A 13,294-nucleotide genomic window follows, 5' to 3' on the forward strand; every position below is an offset into this window, starting at 1 on the left:
TCAGCCGATCAGTTCCAGGGCGGCCGACTTCGCTGCGGACCAGGCGGCACTGGTCGGATCAAGGTAGCTGAAGTGATCAACTCCGGGCAGGGTGACCAGCCGGCAGCGGTCGCCTGCCGCGACAGCGGCCTCGACGAATCGCACCGATTGGTCGATGGGGACCCGATCGTCGGCGGTCCCGTGCAGGCACACGCCGGGCACTCCGATCGGCACCCGGCTGAGCGGGGAGGCGATCGGATAGACCTCCGGACGGTCCGCTGGTTCACCGCCGAGCAAGGCCTGGACCGCACCGTCGTCCAGCCGTTGCTCGGCACCCGTGATCAGGTCCAGCACCCCGGCGAGACTGACGTAGCCCGAGAGGCGCACCCGTGGACCTGCTCCCGGTGCCCCGGTCGGGAGTCCAGGACGGGCCGCAGCCCAGGCAGCCAGGTGTGCACCGGCCGAATGGCCGACCGCGACCACCCGATCAAGAGCGAGAACCACCCCATCAAGATCAGCTGCCGGACGATCACGGTGCCCACCGGGCCGGAATCGGCCGAGCAGATCGATCGCGGCTGCCACGTCGTTGAAGGTCGCGGGCCAGCCGCCGTCTCCGTGCTGTGGGTCGTCGCCGGTCCGCCGGTATTCGACGTTGACCAGTGCGAGTTCGCGATCGGCCAGGTCGGCGATCAACGGTTCGACCTGGTCGGCGGCATGCAGATCGCGCCAGTACCCGCCGTGCAGAAAGATGATCACCGGCAACGGTCGATCAGTTGGCCGGTCGGGAACGGTGAGGTCGACCCAATGGCTGGGATGATCTCCGTACCGCAACCTCGTCCTGGACAACCGGATCTCCTGTTCAGCAGCCCGACGGACCGTCCACAGCCTAGTGTCCCGAGTCGTTAATCCGGCACCTTGTTCGAACGCCTGAAGCGGCGATCTGCTGCGAAGTCGAAAGGCTTACATGCCCCGGCATGCGCACCTCCTCCGCCTTGCAGCTCACCGCTTCAGACGCCCGACCAAGGCACCGTATTAACGACTCACGACACTAGGGGAAGCATCGATCTGTGCGGCGGTGGCAGACCGGCGTGCTGCGGTTAGACTCCAAGAGTGGTACGAGGAGACGGGCTTCTTTCACACGAGATCGACCCCGACGACCGCGGTCCGCAGGACGCCTGCGGCGTCTTCGGGGTGTGGGCTCCCGGTGAGGAGGTCGCCAAGCTGACCTACTTCGGGATCTACACCCTGCAGCATCGCGGTCAGGAGTCGGCCGGTATCGCGGTCAGCAACGGTCGACGGATCACCGTCTTCAAGGACATGGGGCTGGTCAGCCAGGTCTTCGACGAATCCACCTTGACGTCGCTGCGCGGCCATCTGGCGATCGGCCACACCCGCTATCCGACCACCGGTGCCAGTGTCTGGCAGAACTCCCAGCCGACCTTCCGGTCCACCGCGACCGGCGGGATCGCCCTCGGCCACAACGGCAACCTGACCAACCTCGACGAGCTGGAGGCCTGGCTCGCCGACCGGGATCTGCCGTCGGCCTCGCTGGTCCCCGGCGCGTTGAGCCGCGAGGTCACCAACGACACCTCGGTGATCACCGCGCTGATCGCCACCTTCACCGACCTGAACACCGAGGAGGCCGCGGCGCAGGTGCTGCCGCGGCTGCGCGGCGCGTTCAGCCTGGTCTTCATGGACGAGGAGACGCTGTACGCCGCCCGGGATCCGCAGGGCATCCGGCCGCTCTGCCTCGGCCGGCTCGAACACGGCTGGGTGGTGGCCAGCGAGAGCGCCGCCCTGGACACCATCGGTGCCTCGTTCGTCCGCGAGGTCGAGCCCGGCGAGATGATCGCGGTCGACTCCGCCGGTCTGCGCAGCCGCCGCTTCGCCGAACCGGAGCCCAAGGGCTGCCTGTTCGAGTTCGTCTACCTGGCCCGGCCGGATTCGACGATCTCGGACCGGCGGCTGCATTCGGTCCGGGTCGAGGTCGGCCGCACCCTGGCTCGGGAGCATCCCGCCGACGCCGACCTGGTGATCCCGGTGCCCGAGTCGGGCACGCCGGCGGCGATCGGCTACGCCGAGGAGTCCGGGATCCCGTACGGGCAGGGACTGGTCAAGAATTCCTACGTCGGCCGGACCTTCATCAAGCCCAGTCAGACCCTGCGACAGCTCGGCATCCGACTCAAGCTGAACCCGCTGCGCGACGTGATCGCCGGCAAGCGGCTGGTGGTCGTCGACGACTCGATCGTCCGCGGCAACACCCAACGGGCGCTGGTCCGGATGCTCCGGGAGGCGGGTGCCGCCGAGGTACACATCCGGATCTCCTCGCCGCCGGTGCAGTGGCCGTGCTTCTACGGCATCGACTTCCCGACCCGGGCCGAGCTGATCGCGACCGGACTGAACACCGAGGAGATCTGCCGTTCGATCGGTGGCGACTCGCTGGGTTATGTCTCGCTGGATGGGCTGATCGCTGCCAGCGAGCTGCCGAAGGACAGCTTCTGTCGGGCCTGCTTCGACGGGGTCTACCCGGTGGAGATCCCGCTCCGCGAGCGGCTCGGCCGACAATTGCCGGATCTCCATCCGCAGACCGTCGACGCAGCCGCCGAGACCGCCGACGTGCTGCCGGAGCTGGACACCGATGCATCGGTCGTTGCCGGTGTCGGCGCCGCCGACGCCCTCCGCAGGCCCTGAGCCGATGGCTGCTCGACCGGGGACCGTCGGCATCGTCATCGGCGCCGTGCTCACCGTCGTCGGCGGCGTACCGTGCCTGCTGTGTGCCGGGCTGGCGGTGTCGGCGCGTTTCGGCCCCGCCTCGAGCGACCCGCATGGCTACACGATGATCTTCGGGACCCTGTTCGCGGTGATCTGCGCGGTCCCGATGCTGGCCGGGTTGGCGATCCTGCTGCCCTCGATCCACCGGCGACGCTCGTCGTACCCCGGACAACACGATGTCGGACAACACAACGATAGGGTTCAACCGTGACACACGTTGGTAGCTCGGCCTATGCAGCGGCAGGAGTCGACATCGAGGCGGGTGATCGGGCCGTCCAGCTGATGAAGAGCTCGGTCAAGCGGACCGAGCGGAGCGAGGTGATCGGCGGCATCGGTGGCTTCGCCGGACTGTTCGACGCCAGCAAGATCGCCCGCTACCAGCACCCCGTCCTGGCCACCTCGACCGACGGCGTCGGCACCAAGGTGGCGATCGCGCAGGCGATGGACATCCACGACACCATCGGTTTCGACCTGATGGGCATGCTGGTCGATGACCTGGTGGTCACCGGTGCCGAGCCGCTCTGGGTGACCGACTACATCGCCTGCGGCAAGGTCGTCCCGGAGCGGATCGCCGGCATCGTCAAGGGCATCGCCGACGCCTGCGTGGTGGCCGGCTGCTCGTTGCTCGGCGGCGAGGTCGCCGAACATCCCGGGCTGCTCGGGCCCGACGAGTACGACGTGGCCGGCGCGACGACGGGTGTGGTGGAACACGACGCGATGCTGGGCCCGGACCTGGTGCGTCCCGGCGACGTCGCGGTCGCGATGGCCTCCTCGGGCCTGCATTCCAACGGCTACTCGCTGGTTCGCAAGGTGCTGCTGGCCGACGCCGGCTGGTCGCTGGACCGTGACGTTCCCGAACTCGGCCGCCGGTTGGGCGAGGAGTTGCTGGAGCCGACCAAGGTGTACGCCCTGGACGCGCTGGCGCTGATCGAGGCCCATGACGTCCATGCGATGAGCCACATCACCGGCGGCGGCCTGGCCAACAACCTGGCCCGGGTGCTGCCAGCGGGTGTCACGGTCACCATCGAGCGATCCAGCTGGCAGCCGCCGGCGATCTTCGGACTGGTCCAGCAGGTCGGCGGGATCGCCGAGAACGACATCGAAGCCACTCTCAACCAGGGGGTCGGGATGATCGCCCTGCTGCCCGCCGAGCAGGCCGACGCCGCCGTTGCGCTGCTCAACGGACGCGGCGTCAGCAGCTGGATCTGCGGTCACGTCGAGGCGGCCGCCGAGCCGGCGGGTGAGCAGGGAACGGTGGAGTTGGTCGGCGCGCACGGCTGAACGGTTTCACTCCGGCGGTTGCCGCGTCGCCGACGTCACGACGCCGCAACCCGGATTGATGCGCGCCGAACCGTAGGGTCGGGTTTGCGCACAGGATCGCATTGGGTAGCCTTAACCCCACGACATTGACCAACAAAATGCCGCGGCTTGGCCGCAGGCGGATGACGCGAGGGGGTCGACCCTATGGGGCGCGGCCGTGCAAAGGCGAAGCAGACCAAGGTTGCCCGGGAGCTGAAGTATCGGTCGGTGGACACCGACTTCTCCTCCTTGGAGCGTGAACTGCGCGGGAATGATGCCGGTGACCCGCCGGAGCCCATCCCCGAGGCGTATGCCGATCTCGCCGAGGAGTACGAGAATTCGTCCTCCGGGCGCGATGACGACTACGGAAACCTCCGTAAGTCCGGTTAGGCCCGTTCGGCCGTAAAGTCCGGTCGGGTGCAAGCCCGGGTGGGGTCGGTTCGACCCTCACCGTCCGGTTGTCCCGGTCTGGCAATCTTGTCCCATGACGACGGGGACCGAGACCAGCTGGCATCCCGACATCCTGCCCGGCTACCAGTCCCGCGAGCTGCCGTTGGCCGACGCGGAACTGGTTCCTGGTGAGCAGCAGGGCGGGGTCGGAGCCACGCTGGTCCGACGGTCCGGTCGGCGCCGGGCCAAGGCGGTGCTCTACCTGCACGGCTGGAACGACTACTTCTTCCAGACCCATCTCGGCGACTTCTTCGCCGACCTCGGCTACGACTTCTACGCCGTTGACCTACGGCGGTACGGCCGGAGCCTGCGGGAGGGCCAGCTGCAGGGCTACATCACCGCACTGGACCATTACTCGCAGGAACTGGACGCCGCGGTCAAGATCATCAACGACGAGGCGCCCGGTGGTGGTCGTCGGCAGCTGGTGATCAGCGGCCATTCCACCGGTGGGCTGATCGCTGCCCTGTACGCAGCCGACCGCCCGGGCGCCGTCGACGGCGTCGTCCTCAACTCGCCCTGGCTCGATCTGCAGGGGTCTGCGATGGTGCGCACGATCGGCACCCCGGTGATCGACGCCCTGGCCAAGCGTGGCCTGTCGACGACGGCGATCCCGATGCCCGGCAGCGACCTCTACGCCCGCAGCCTGCGGTCCGAACTGGACGGCGAGTGGGATTACGACCCGGCCTGGAAGAGCATCACCGGTGCACCGATCCTGATCGGCTGGATTCGAGCGATCAGGCAGGGGCATGCGCGGGTGGCCGCCGGGCTGGGGATCACCGTGCCGATCCTGGTGATGTGCTCGGCCAGGACGCTGTTCCGCAGGCGCTGGCACCGCGACCTGACCGGTGCCGACACGGTGCTGGACGTCGAGCAGATCGCCCACCGGGCACCCAACCTCGGCCGGCATGTCAGCATCGTCCGGTTCGACGGTGGGCTGCACGACCTGGTGCTCAGTGCCAAGCCGGTCCGTGAGGCGGTGTTCGCCGAGATGGAGGCCTGGCTCGGCTATCTGCCGACGATCCCGCCGGGCCCGCAGGCACCCGCGACGGAGGCCTCCGACGGCGATGATCCGGCCGTTGCTGCCGCCCTGGACGCCGCGACGTCGGACGCCGAGACCTCGGACGCCTCGATCCGGGGCGCGCCCGCGGCAGGGTGACCAAACCAACATCCGGGGCGACCGTGTCGCGGTGTTGAATGGAGGTATGACAAGCAACGACCGACACCGTCCGCGGGTGGTCGTGCTGGGCGCCGGCTTCGCCGGTGCGGCCGCACTGCGCGAGCTCGCCCATGCCGACGTCTCGGTGACCGTGGTCGATCAGCATCCGTACAACACCTTCCGGCCGCTGCTCTACCAGGTGGCGACCGGCGGCCTGAATCCCGGTGACGTGACCTATCCGTTGCGGCACCTCAGCGCCCGTGATCATGCCCGCTACCGACGGGCCAAGGTGATCGGCATCGACCGTGATCGCCGGCAGGTGATCGTCGATGAGGGGCAGCCGATCGACTACGACTATCTGATCATCGGCATCGGCAGTACGACCAACCACTTCGGCATTCCCGGCGCGGCCGAACACACCATGTCGATGTACACCCGGGTGGATGCGCTGCGGGTCCGCGACGCCATCTTCGGCGGACTGGAGAAGATCGCCGGCGATTCCGACACCGGCACCGGGAGCTTCACCGTGATCGTCGTCGGCGGTGGCGCGACCGGGGTCGAGATGGCCGGTGCGATCGCCGAGCTGAAGCACGCGATGCTGACCCCGACCTTCCCGGAGTTGAACCCGGCGGAGGTGAACGTGATCTTGGTCGAGATGACCGGCGCGTTGCTGCCTCCCTTCGACCGCCACCTGCAGCAGTACGCGTTGCGCCAGTTGATCAAGCGTGGCGTCGACGTCCGGTTGAACACCGCGATCGCCTCGGTCGCCAAGGACCACGTCGAGCTGAAGGACGGCAGCGCCGTACCCGCCGATCTGGTGGTCTGGGCCGCCGGCATCTCGGGCTATCCGGACTCCCAGGAGTGGGGGCTGCCGATCGGCAAGGGCGGCCGGATCGTGATCGGCGACGACCTACGGGTCCAAGATCAGGATCGGATCTTCGCCGTCGGTGACACCGCGATCAATCCCGATCACCCGCAGGCCCAGCTGGCGTCGCCGGCGATCCAGATGGGGCAGCACGCCGCCCGACAGATCGTCCGGCTGACCCGCAGTGAGTCGACCGAGCCGTTCCGCTATCACGACCGCGGGATCATGGCCACGATCGGCAATCAATCGGCGGTCGTGCAGCTGTCGACCGGTCAACGGATCACCGGTCCGCTCGCCTGGTTCGCCTGGGTCGCGCTGCACCTGTGGTACCTGCTCGGCGGTCGGAACCGGGTGCAGACCTTGATCAATCTGGCCTATCGCTATCTGATCTGGCCGCGGCAGACCGGAGTGATCATCGGAGACGTGATCGAGCCACCATCGCAACGCCCGGACGACTGACTCGGACGGCTGACCTGACGCTGGGGTGGCCAGGGGCGGGATCGAACCGCCGACCTTTCGCTTTTCAGGCGAACGCTGCTACCAGCTGAGCTACCTGGCCCCGGTGGTCCGGGCCGAAGCCCTGCAACCACGAACGGCGAGGCCGGAACCTCGCCGCTTACCGCGACCCAGACGGGACTTGAACCCGCGACCTTCGCCGTGACAGGGCGACGCGCTAACCAACTGCGCCACTGGGCCTTGCTCGCCCGGTAACCCGGGCCTCGAACGCCGTTCCCGGCGCCCGCGAAACTATAGCGCAGGTCTGCCCTGCACGAAAAACCAGAACCTGTGCCGTACGCGACCTGACCTCCATCGCGTATCCCCAACGGGATTCGAACCCGCGTTGCCGCCTTGAAAGGGCGGTGTCCTAGGCCTCTAGACGATGGGGACCCGACCGCAAAACTATAGGGTGCGCAGGGCCGCAGCCCCAAACCCGTATCGATGGCCCCAGTGCCTCAGACACCGAACACGATCGGCGGCAGCCGCCCGGGGGTAGGGAGACTGCCGCCGATCGTCGGCCGATGGAGAAAGTCGTTGATCAGCCCGGCCGGGTGGCGCCCGCCACCGGCATGTAGGAGATCTGGGTGTACTCGACGGTCTTGCCCGGCCGTGGCGCGTTGATCACCTTGCCGTTGCCGGCGTAGATGCCGACGTGGGACGGGCTCGGTCCGTAGAAGAACACCAGGTCGCCGATCTTGAGGTTGTCCATCGACACCCGCGGACTGGCCAGGAACTGCTGCTGCGAGGTCCGCGGCAGGTTCACCCCGGCCGCCTCCCAGGCCCGCAGGGTCAGACCCGAGCAGTCGAACGTGCTCGGTCCGGTCGCGCCGAACACGTACGGCTTGCCCAGCTGGGCCTTGGCGAAGTTCAGCACGACCTGGCCCTTGTTGGAGCTGGAGGGCGTACCCGGGTTGTTGTTGCTTCCGGACGACCCGGAGCCGGACGACCCGGAGCTCGGCTTGGACTTCGACAGGTACTGCGAGGTCACCCAGCGGACCGCGTTGTCGTAGACGATCTGGGCGCGGCCGTTCTTGTAGACGCCGGTGATCCGCAGCTTGTAGCCGGTGCCGACGGTGTCCACCGTCTTGTAGTCGGCCGACGAGTTGCTCCGGATCAACAACTCCGTGGTGGCGTAACGGGAGCCGACCACCCTGGGCAGCGATGAGCCGGTGTCGCTGTCGTCCCGGGTCGAAGGCTTGGTGCTGGCCAGATACTGGGCGGTCACCCAACGTGCACTGCCGTCCCAGATGATCTGGGCCTTGCCGTTGGACGTCTTGCCGGTGATCCGCAGCTTGGTGCCGGTCGGCACCTCGGTGATCGTCCGGAAATCGCTGCCGGAGCTGCTCCGGATCAGCAACTCGGTGGTCGCATACCGCGAACCGATCGCCTTCGGCGTCGACGAACTCGGCTTGCTCGGCTTGGCCGGCTTGCTCGGCTTCGGGGCCGGTTTGCTGCTGGGGGAGGACGGGCCACTGACCGTCCGGTTCGACAGGTACTTCGCGGTCACCCAGCGCACGGCGTCGTTGTAGATGATCTGGGCGTAGCCGTCCCGAGTCGCACCGGTGGTGTGCAGCTCGGTGCCCTTCTTCACCGTGGTGATGATGTTGAAGTCGCTGTCGGTGGTGGTCCGGATCAGCAGGTCCGCGGTTGCATACCGCGACCCGGTGTCCCGCGGCAGGTCGTTCATCGAGCTGACCAGATACTGCGACGTGACCCAGGCGCGGCTGCCGCCGTACAGGATCTCGGTGAAGCCCTTGGACTGCTTCCCGGTCAGCGAAACCTTCTGGCCGTCGGACACGTAGCCGACGACCTTGCTGCCCAAGCTCGGACTGGAACGCACATTGAGCGGTGCGGTAGCAAGCTTGACGCCCTTGGTGTAGATGTTCGCCGGGCTGGCGGCCTTGTTGCCCTTCTTCAGGTCCAGGTACTGCGCCGACACGTAGGCCGGTGACCCGTTGAGTCGGACCTTGACCCAGCCGTTGCTGGGCTTGCCCACGGCGGTGATCCGTTGGCCGGCGGAAAGTCCGCCGACGATGTCGTACTTCGTGCCTGGGCCGGACCGGATGTTGACGCCGGCCGTGGCCGTCGCGGAATCAGCCGACGCGAGTTGGACTCCGCCGATCGTGATCGCCGCGCCGGCCGCGGCCAACGCCGTGGTCATGGCACCGGCTCTACGCAAGGTGCTGCTCACTGTTCCTCCTCTACGGCCTTCCCGGACCGTGGATGGATCTCAACGCCACCGGGACCTTGTGGTTCCCCAACCACGCCAGTCACAGCAGTCACAAACTGCGCAGGACTTTAATCACGCCACATGGGTCCCGGCAACCCGTTGAGTACTCATGAATCACATTTGGCAATCCGACACGCCGCCCGAGTTGATAAAACTTCATGGTTGTGATTCAGGGCTGTCGTGAGCCTCGTCGATCAAGCCCTGCGGCCCCGTATCAGGCGGAAAATCGGGTGCGGGACCGTAAAGGCCGCCGGTGAGGTCCGCCGCTGATCACGCTCGCATCACGAAGCGATCACGGGGACATCACCGACGGCCAAGGTCGGCTCGATCACCGGTTGAGAGTTCAGGCTTCAACCGATGATCAGCGGCTATCAGCGCAGCCCGAGTTTGCTGCTGCAGGCGGGCCAGGCACCCCAGCCCTGGACGGCGAGGACGCGCTCGGCGACCTTGATCTGTTCGGAGCGACTGGCGTCCTGTGGCATGCCGGTGCCGCCGAAGCCGCGCCAGGTCTGGGCGGTGAACTGCAGGCCGCCGTAGAACCCGTTGCCGGTGTTGATGCTCCAGTTGCCACTGGATTCACACATCGCCAGCTCGTCCCAGGTGCTGTCGGCCACGTTGCGGCTATCACCCTTGTAGGTCGGATCGAGACCGGCCGACGACTTGTCCTCGGTGTTCTTCGCGGGGCTTGTCGAGGGCTTGCTGTCCGGCTTGGACGCTGCCCGTGGCTTGCTGCTGGACAAATACTGTGCGGTCACCCAGCGGACCGAACCGTCGTAGACGATCTGGGCGCGGCCGTTGCTGGTCCGTCCGGTGATCTTGACGGTGTCCCCGCGATCGACGGTGGCGACCGTACGGTAGTCGCTGCCCGCCGTCGAGCGGACCAGCAGTTCGGTGGTGGCGTAGCGGGTGCCGACCACCGACGGGGTGCTCGGCCGCGTGGCCGTGCTGCTCTTGCTGGACGACGTCTTGTTGCCCGACGACGTCTTGTTGCTGGACGACTTCTTGTTGCTCGATGTCGACTTTTTGCTGCTGTCGGCGCTGCTCTGCTCGGGTGCCGAGCTGCTCGGCCCGGACACTGCGCTGTTGGACAGGTACTTCGCCGTCACCCAACGGATCGCGTCGCCGTAGACGATCTGGGCATAGCCGTTCCGGGTGGTGCCGGTGACCTTGAGCTTGGTGCCCTTGGGTGCGGTGGTGATGATCATGAAGGCCGAGTCGGTGCTGGTCCTGATCAACAGGTCCGCCGTAGCCACCTTGGTGCCCGAGGAACTCGGTAGGTCCCGCCAGGAGCTGATCAAATACTGCGAACTGACCCAGGCGCGGCTGCCGCCGTACAGGACCTCGGCGAAGCCCTTGGACTGCTTGCCGGTCAAGGAGACCTTCTGGCCGTCGGATATATAGCCGACGACCTTGGCCCCGAGGGTTGGCGTGGCGCGGACGTTGAGTGCGGCGGTCGCGATCTTGACGCCCTTGGTCGAGATCGTCACTTCATTGCTGCCGACGCTCTTGCCGTCGGTGCCGAGGTACTGGGCGGAGACGTAGCCGGTGTCGCCGTTGAAGCGAACCTTCATCCAGCCGTCGTCGGCCTTTCCGACGGTGGTGATCCGCTGGCCACGTACCAGTCCGCCGACGATGTCGTAGGACGTACCCGGCCCGGAACGGATGTTGACTCCGGTGGTCGCTGTGGCGGAGTTGGCTGTGGCGAGCTGGGCGCCGCCGATGGTGATCGCGGCTCCGGCTGTCGCAGCAATCGCGGCTGCTCCGACCTTGCGTATCGCGGTGGTCACGGTCTTTCCTCCTTGGACGGCCTTCCCGAGCCGCAGATGGGGGATCTGATGCATCTGCTGCACCTTGTGGTTCCCCAACCACGCCAGTAACAGCAGTCACAAATTTCTCAGGAGAGTAACTGCGTTTCTGGCCGAAGATCAACCTCTGAGTAGGGATTTCGCAGCCCTCGCAACCCGACACGCCGTCCGCGGGGTAAAAATTCCAAGCGTGTAGTTCGGCCTCCTGTCGGGCTCACTGTCCGGGTCTTGGCCCGGTGGGAGAGACTGAACGGGTGGTCATGGAGATGCCCGACGACGAGTTCGATCGCCTGGTCTCGGAGGCGATCGACCGAGTGCCCGAGCGGCTGGCCGGCCTACTCGACAATGTCGTGATCATGGTCGAGGACTGGCCGCCGCCGGACGAACCCGATCTGCTCGGCTACTACGACGGCGTCCCGTTGACCGAACGCGACGGCGGGTACGCCGGTGTGCTGCCGGACCGGATCGTGATCTTCCGACAGCCGACCCTGCGGATCTGCAGCACGACCGACGAGGTCGTGGAGGAGGTCGGGATCACCGTGGTGCACGAGATCGCCCACTTCTTCGGCATCGACGACGCTCAGCTGCACGAGCTCGGCTACAGCTGAGTCGGCACCATCCAGCTGCGACGGCGATCACTGACCCAGCGTCGACAGCGACCAAGATCAGCGTCGGCGAGGTAGCCGGTCTGCAGATCGATCCGACTGACCAGGTTGGCGCCGGTGGCGGTCACGACCTGATCCATCGGCACCGGGTCCACCGACAGCAGGACGACCAGATCGAGCTTGCGCTGGATGTGATTGACCGCCAGCGTCTGCAGCACCTCCGGTGCCATCGATGGTGCCGCGACCACCAGGGGGGTGCCGTCGGTGATCATGTGTTCGATCACGGAGATCACCTCGCGGACGCTCATGATCGGCTCGGCGCTGACCAGGATCCGTGGATGATCGAGGACGGTTCGCCCCGATCGTTCGTCGGTGACGAATGCATCGGAGGCGTAGCCGACATCGATCGTGACGGTGTCGCGGGACTTCAGCTCGCGGTCGACCGTCTCGCGGTCGGAGTCGGGCAACGGTCCGCGCTCCTGGCCCGGGGGTGGACGTAGGGCCACCTGCGCGGGGAGGTAGTGGGGGTGCTGCGACCCGCCCTTGAACTGGGGGATCGTCCGGGGTGGCGGTGACAGCATCTGCTCCACCGTCCGGCGGTGCTTGCGACGGTCCGACAGGCCCCCGTAGGCGATCACGCCGATGCCGATGACGAGGAGCGCGATCAACCCGATCACCCAACCGTCCATGCCACAAGCCTTCCATACGGCCGAAGCCTGAGGTAGGTTGTGAAAGCATTCACAAGACCTCCAGGGAGGCAGCATGAATGACAACGACGCAGCCGGCCGTGCCGATGTCGGTCGGTCCGCGGAGTCCGAGCCCCGATGGCGGCGCAACGAGTCGACCCAGGACCGGATGATCCGGGAGGCGCAGGAACGCGGCGAGTTCGACAACCTTCCCGGCGCCGGCAAGCCGCTGCGCAATCTGGGCGGCGACTGGGTCACCCAATGGGTCCAGCGAGAGGACCTGTCCGGTGTCCTGCCGCCGGAGCTCGCGTTGCGCAAGGAGGCCGACAACATCATCGACACCGTCGCCGAACTCCGGACCGAGGCCGAGGTGCGCGCCGTGGTCGAGGAACTGAACCGCCGGATCCGGGAGATGCGACTTCGCCCGTCCAGTGGGCACAACCGGGGACCCGATTCGTTCCTGCGGACCGTCAGTGCCGACCGGATCGTCGGCGAATGGCGATCCCGGCGCGGCTGATCCGTCCGCGACCCCAACCCACACACGCCGACCTGTCAGTTTCTCCCCGACATGCCCGGCGTGTCGGGGAGAAACTGACGGGTCGGCCCTTTGGGGGAGTCGGGAGGCCGCCGACGACCCTTCCGGACCTGGTGTGAGGAGGTTCTGAGGTCGACGCTGCGTGGCGCCGGCTGATCTCCGACGGAGGTCTGCGGTCGGGGCGAACATGCGCGCCGGAGGGCGGGCCGGTACGCTTGTCCGGCGCGTCCCGACCGGGCACGGCCCGGGGTCGGTCGACGCGGGCCTCTAGCTCAATTGGCAGAGCAGCGGACTTTTAATCCGCGGGTTGTGGGTTCGAGTCCCACGGGGCCCACCGATGCAAGCCCGCGGGGCGTTCGGGCAGCTCCGGTGAGAGCCCGATCGGCGGGGCTCGGACGTTGTTGGGCATATGTC

The 13,294-nt window shown here is 67.1% G+C and carries 12 protein-coding genes and 4 tRNA genes; 9 read left to right on the top strand and 7 right to left on the bottom strand.

Features of this window, described 5'->3' with window-relative positions; translation table 11 throughout:
* Positions 1 to 825: an alpha/beta hydrolase family protein gene (locus BLU38_RS16825; RefSeq protein ID WP_091526652.1), complete on the bottom strand. Its 825-nt coding sequence runs from the start codon at positions 823 to 825 to the stop codon at positions 1 to 3.
* A 264-nt stretch (positions 826 to 1,089) separates the two neighbouring features.
* Here BLU38_RS16825 and purF point away from each other — a divergent pair, with 264 nt between their 5' ends.
* The 6 genes from purF to BLU38_RS16855 all read left to right on the top strand — a co-directional run bounded on the left by purF (position 1,090) and on the right by BLU38_RS16855 (position 6,980).
* Complete coding sequence (gene purF, locus BLU38_RS16830) at positions 1,090 to 2,670, top strand: amidophosphoribosyltransferase (RefSeq protein ID WP_091526654.1); 1,581 nt, start codon at positions 1,090 to 1,092, stop codon at positions 2,668 to 2,670.
* A gap of 4 nt (positions 2,671 to 2,674) precedes the next feature.
* A complete protein-coding gene (locus BLU38_RS16835) occupies positions 2,675 to 2,962 on the top strand; it encodes a hypothetical protein (RefSeq protein WP_091526655.1) in 288 nt (95 codons plus the stop codon).
* On the top strand, positions 2,959 to 4,032 hold the full coding sequence (purM, locus tag BLU38_RS16840; RefSeq protein ID WP_091526657.1) for a phosphoribosylformylglycinamidine cyclo-ligase: 1,074 nt from the start codon (positions 2,959 to 2,961) through the stop codon (positions 4,030 to 4,032). Before BLU38_RS16835 ends, purM begins: the two co-directional genes overlap by 4 nt.
* A 183-nt stretch (positions 4,033 to 4,215) precedes the next feature.
* Entirely contained in the window at positions 4,216 to 4,440 is a 225-nt protein-coding gene (locus BLU38_RS16845; protein WP_091526659.1) for a DUF3073 domain-containing protein, read from the top strand.
* Positions 4,441 to 4,534: 94 nt separating this feature from the next.
* On the top strand, positions 4,535 to 5,656 hold the full coding sequence (locus tag BLU38_RS16850) for an alpha/beta hydrolase (RefSeq protein ID WP_091526662.1): 1,122 nt from the start codon (positions 4,535 to 4,537) through the stop codon (positions 5,654 to 5,656).
* Positions 5,657 to 5,702: 46 nt separating this feature from the next.
* Positions 5,703 to 6,980 (top strand): NAD(P)/FAD-dependent oxidoreductase, encoded by a 1,278-nt coding sequence (locus tag BLU38_RS16855; protein WP_091526664.1) that lies wholly within the window; start codon positions 5,703 to 5,705, stop codon positions 6,978 to 6,980.
* 26 nt (positions 6,981 to 7,006) lie between these two features.
* Here the strand turns inward: BLU38_RS16855 and BLU38_RS16860 are convergent.
* The 5 genes from BLU38_RS16860 to BLU38_RS32075 all read right to left on the bottom strand — a co-directional run bounded on the left by BLU38_RS16860 (position 7,007) and on the right by BLU38_RS32075 (position 11,090).
* Positions 7,007 to 7,080: transfer RNA gene (locus BLU38_RS16860), tRNA-Phe, on the bottom strand.
* A gap of 63 nt (positions 7,081 to 7,143) precedes the next feature.
* A tRNA-Asp gene (locus BLU38_RS16865) sits at positions 7,144 to 7,217 on the bottom strand.
* 119 nt (positions 7,218 to 7,336) lie between these two features.
* Positions 7,337 to 7,409: transfer RNA gene (locus tag BLU38_RS16870), tRNA-Glu, on the bottom strand.
* Between the two features lie 148 nt (positions 7,410 to 7,557).
* Positions 7,558 to 9,210: an SH3 domain-containing protein gene (locus BLU38_RS16875; RefSeq protein WP_157683522.1), complete on the bottom strand. Its 1,653-nt coding sequence runs from the start codon at positions 9,208 to 9,210 to the stop codon at positions 7,558 to 7,560.
* Between the two features lie 410 nt (positions 9,211 to 9,620).
* On the bottom strand, positions 9,621 to 11,090 hold the full coding sequence (locus BLU38_RS32075) for an SH3 domain-containing protein (RefSeq protein WP_157683523.1): 1,470 nt from the start codon (positions 11,088 to 11,090) through the stop codon (positions 9,621 to 9,623).
* A gap of 224 nt (positions 11,091 to 11,314) precedes the next feature.
* Between BLU38_RS32075 and BLU38_RS16885 the strand changes: the two genes are divergently transcribed.
* Complete coding sequence (locus BLU38_RS16885; protein ID WP_091526670.1) at positions 11,315 to 11,662, top strand: metallopeptidase family protein; 348 nt, start codon at positions 11,315 to 11,317, stop codon at positions 11,660 to 11,662.
* Here BLU38_RS16885 and BLU38_RS16890 read toward each other — a convergent pair.
* Positions 11,653 to 12,348 (bottom strand): hypothetical protein, encoded by a 696-nt coding sequence (locus tag BLU38_RS16890; RefSeq protein ID WP_091526671.1) that lies wholly within the window; start codon positions 12,346 to 12,348, stop codon positions 11,653 to 11,655. The two genes, BLU38_RS16885 and BLU38_RS16890, sit on opposite strands and share 10 nt — an antisense overlap.
* A gap of 73 nt (positions 12,349 to 12,421) precedes the next feature.
* Here BLU38_RS16890 and BLU38_RS16895 point away from each other — a divergent pair, with 73 nt between their 5' ends.
* Complete coding sequence (locus tag BLU38_RS16895) at positions 12,422 to 12,862, top strand: DnaJ family domain-containing protein (RefSeq protein ID WP_091526673.1); 441 nt, start codon at positions 12,422 to 12,424, stop codon at positions 12,860 to 12,862.
* Positions 12,863 to 13,141: 279 nt separating this feature from the next.
* Positions 13,142 to 13,214 (top strand) — tRNA-Lys (locus BLU38_RS16900).
* The last annotated feature ends 80 nt before the right edge of the window (positions 13,215 to 13,294 follow it).

Origin of the sequence: Microlunatus soli, assembly GCF_900105385.1 — a bacterium.
Classification (GTDB): Bacteria; Actinomycetota; Actinomycetes; order Propionibacteriales; family Propionibacteriaceae; genus Microlunatus; species Microlunatus soli.

Bases quoted from the DNA above. Each gene is read 5' to 3' on its own strand.
- BLU38_RS16835 (WP_091526655.1), top strand. From the start codon at position 2,675: ATGGCTGCTCGACCGGGGACCGTCGGCATCGTCATCGGCGCCGTGCTC.
- BLU38_RS16845 (WP_091526659.1), top strand. From the start codon at position 4,216: ATGGGGCGCGGCCGTGCAAAGGCGAAGCAGACCAAGGTTGCCCGGGAG.
- BLU38_RS16850 (WP_091526662.1), top strand. From the start codon at position 4,535: ATGACGACGGGGACCGAGACCAGCTGGCATCCCGACATCCTGCCCGGC.
- BLU38_RS16855 (WP_091526664.1), top strand. From the start codon at position 5,703: ATGACAAGCAACGACCGACACCGTCCGCGGGTGGTCGTGCTGGGCGCC.
- BLU38_RS32075 (WP_157683523.1), bottom strand. From the start codon at position 11,090: ATGCATCAGATCCCCCATCTGCGGCTCGGGAAGGCCGTCCAAGGAGGA.
- BLU38_RS16885 (WP_091526670.1), top strand. From the start codon at position 11,315: ATGGAGATGCCCGACGACGAGTTCGATCGCCTGGTCTCGGAGGCGATC.
- BLU38_RS16890 (WP_091526671.1), bottom strand. From the start codon at position 12,348: ATGGACGGTTGGGTGATCGGGTTGATCGCGCTCCTCGTCATCGGCATC.
- BLU38_RS16895 (WP_091526673.1), top strand. From the start codon at position 12,422: ATGAATGACAACGACGCAGCCGGCCGTGCCGATGTCGGTCGGTCCGCG.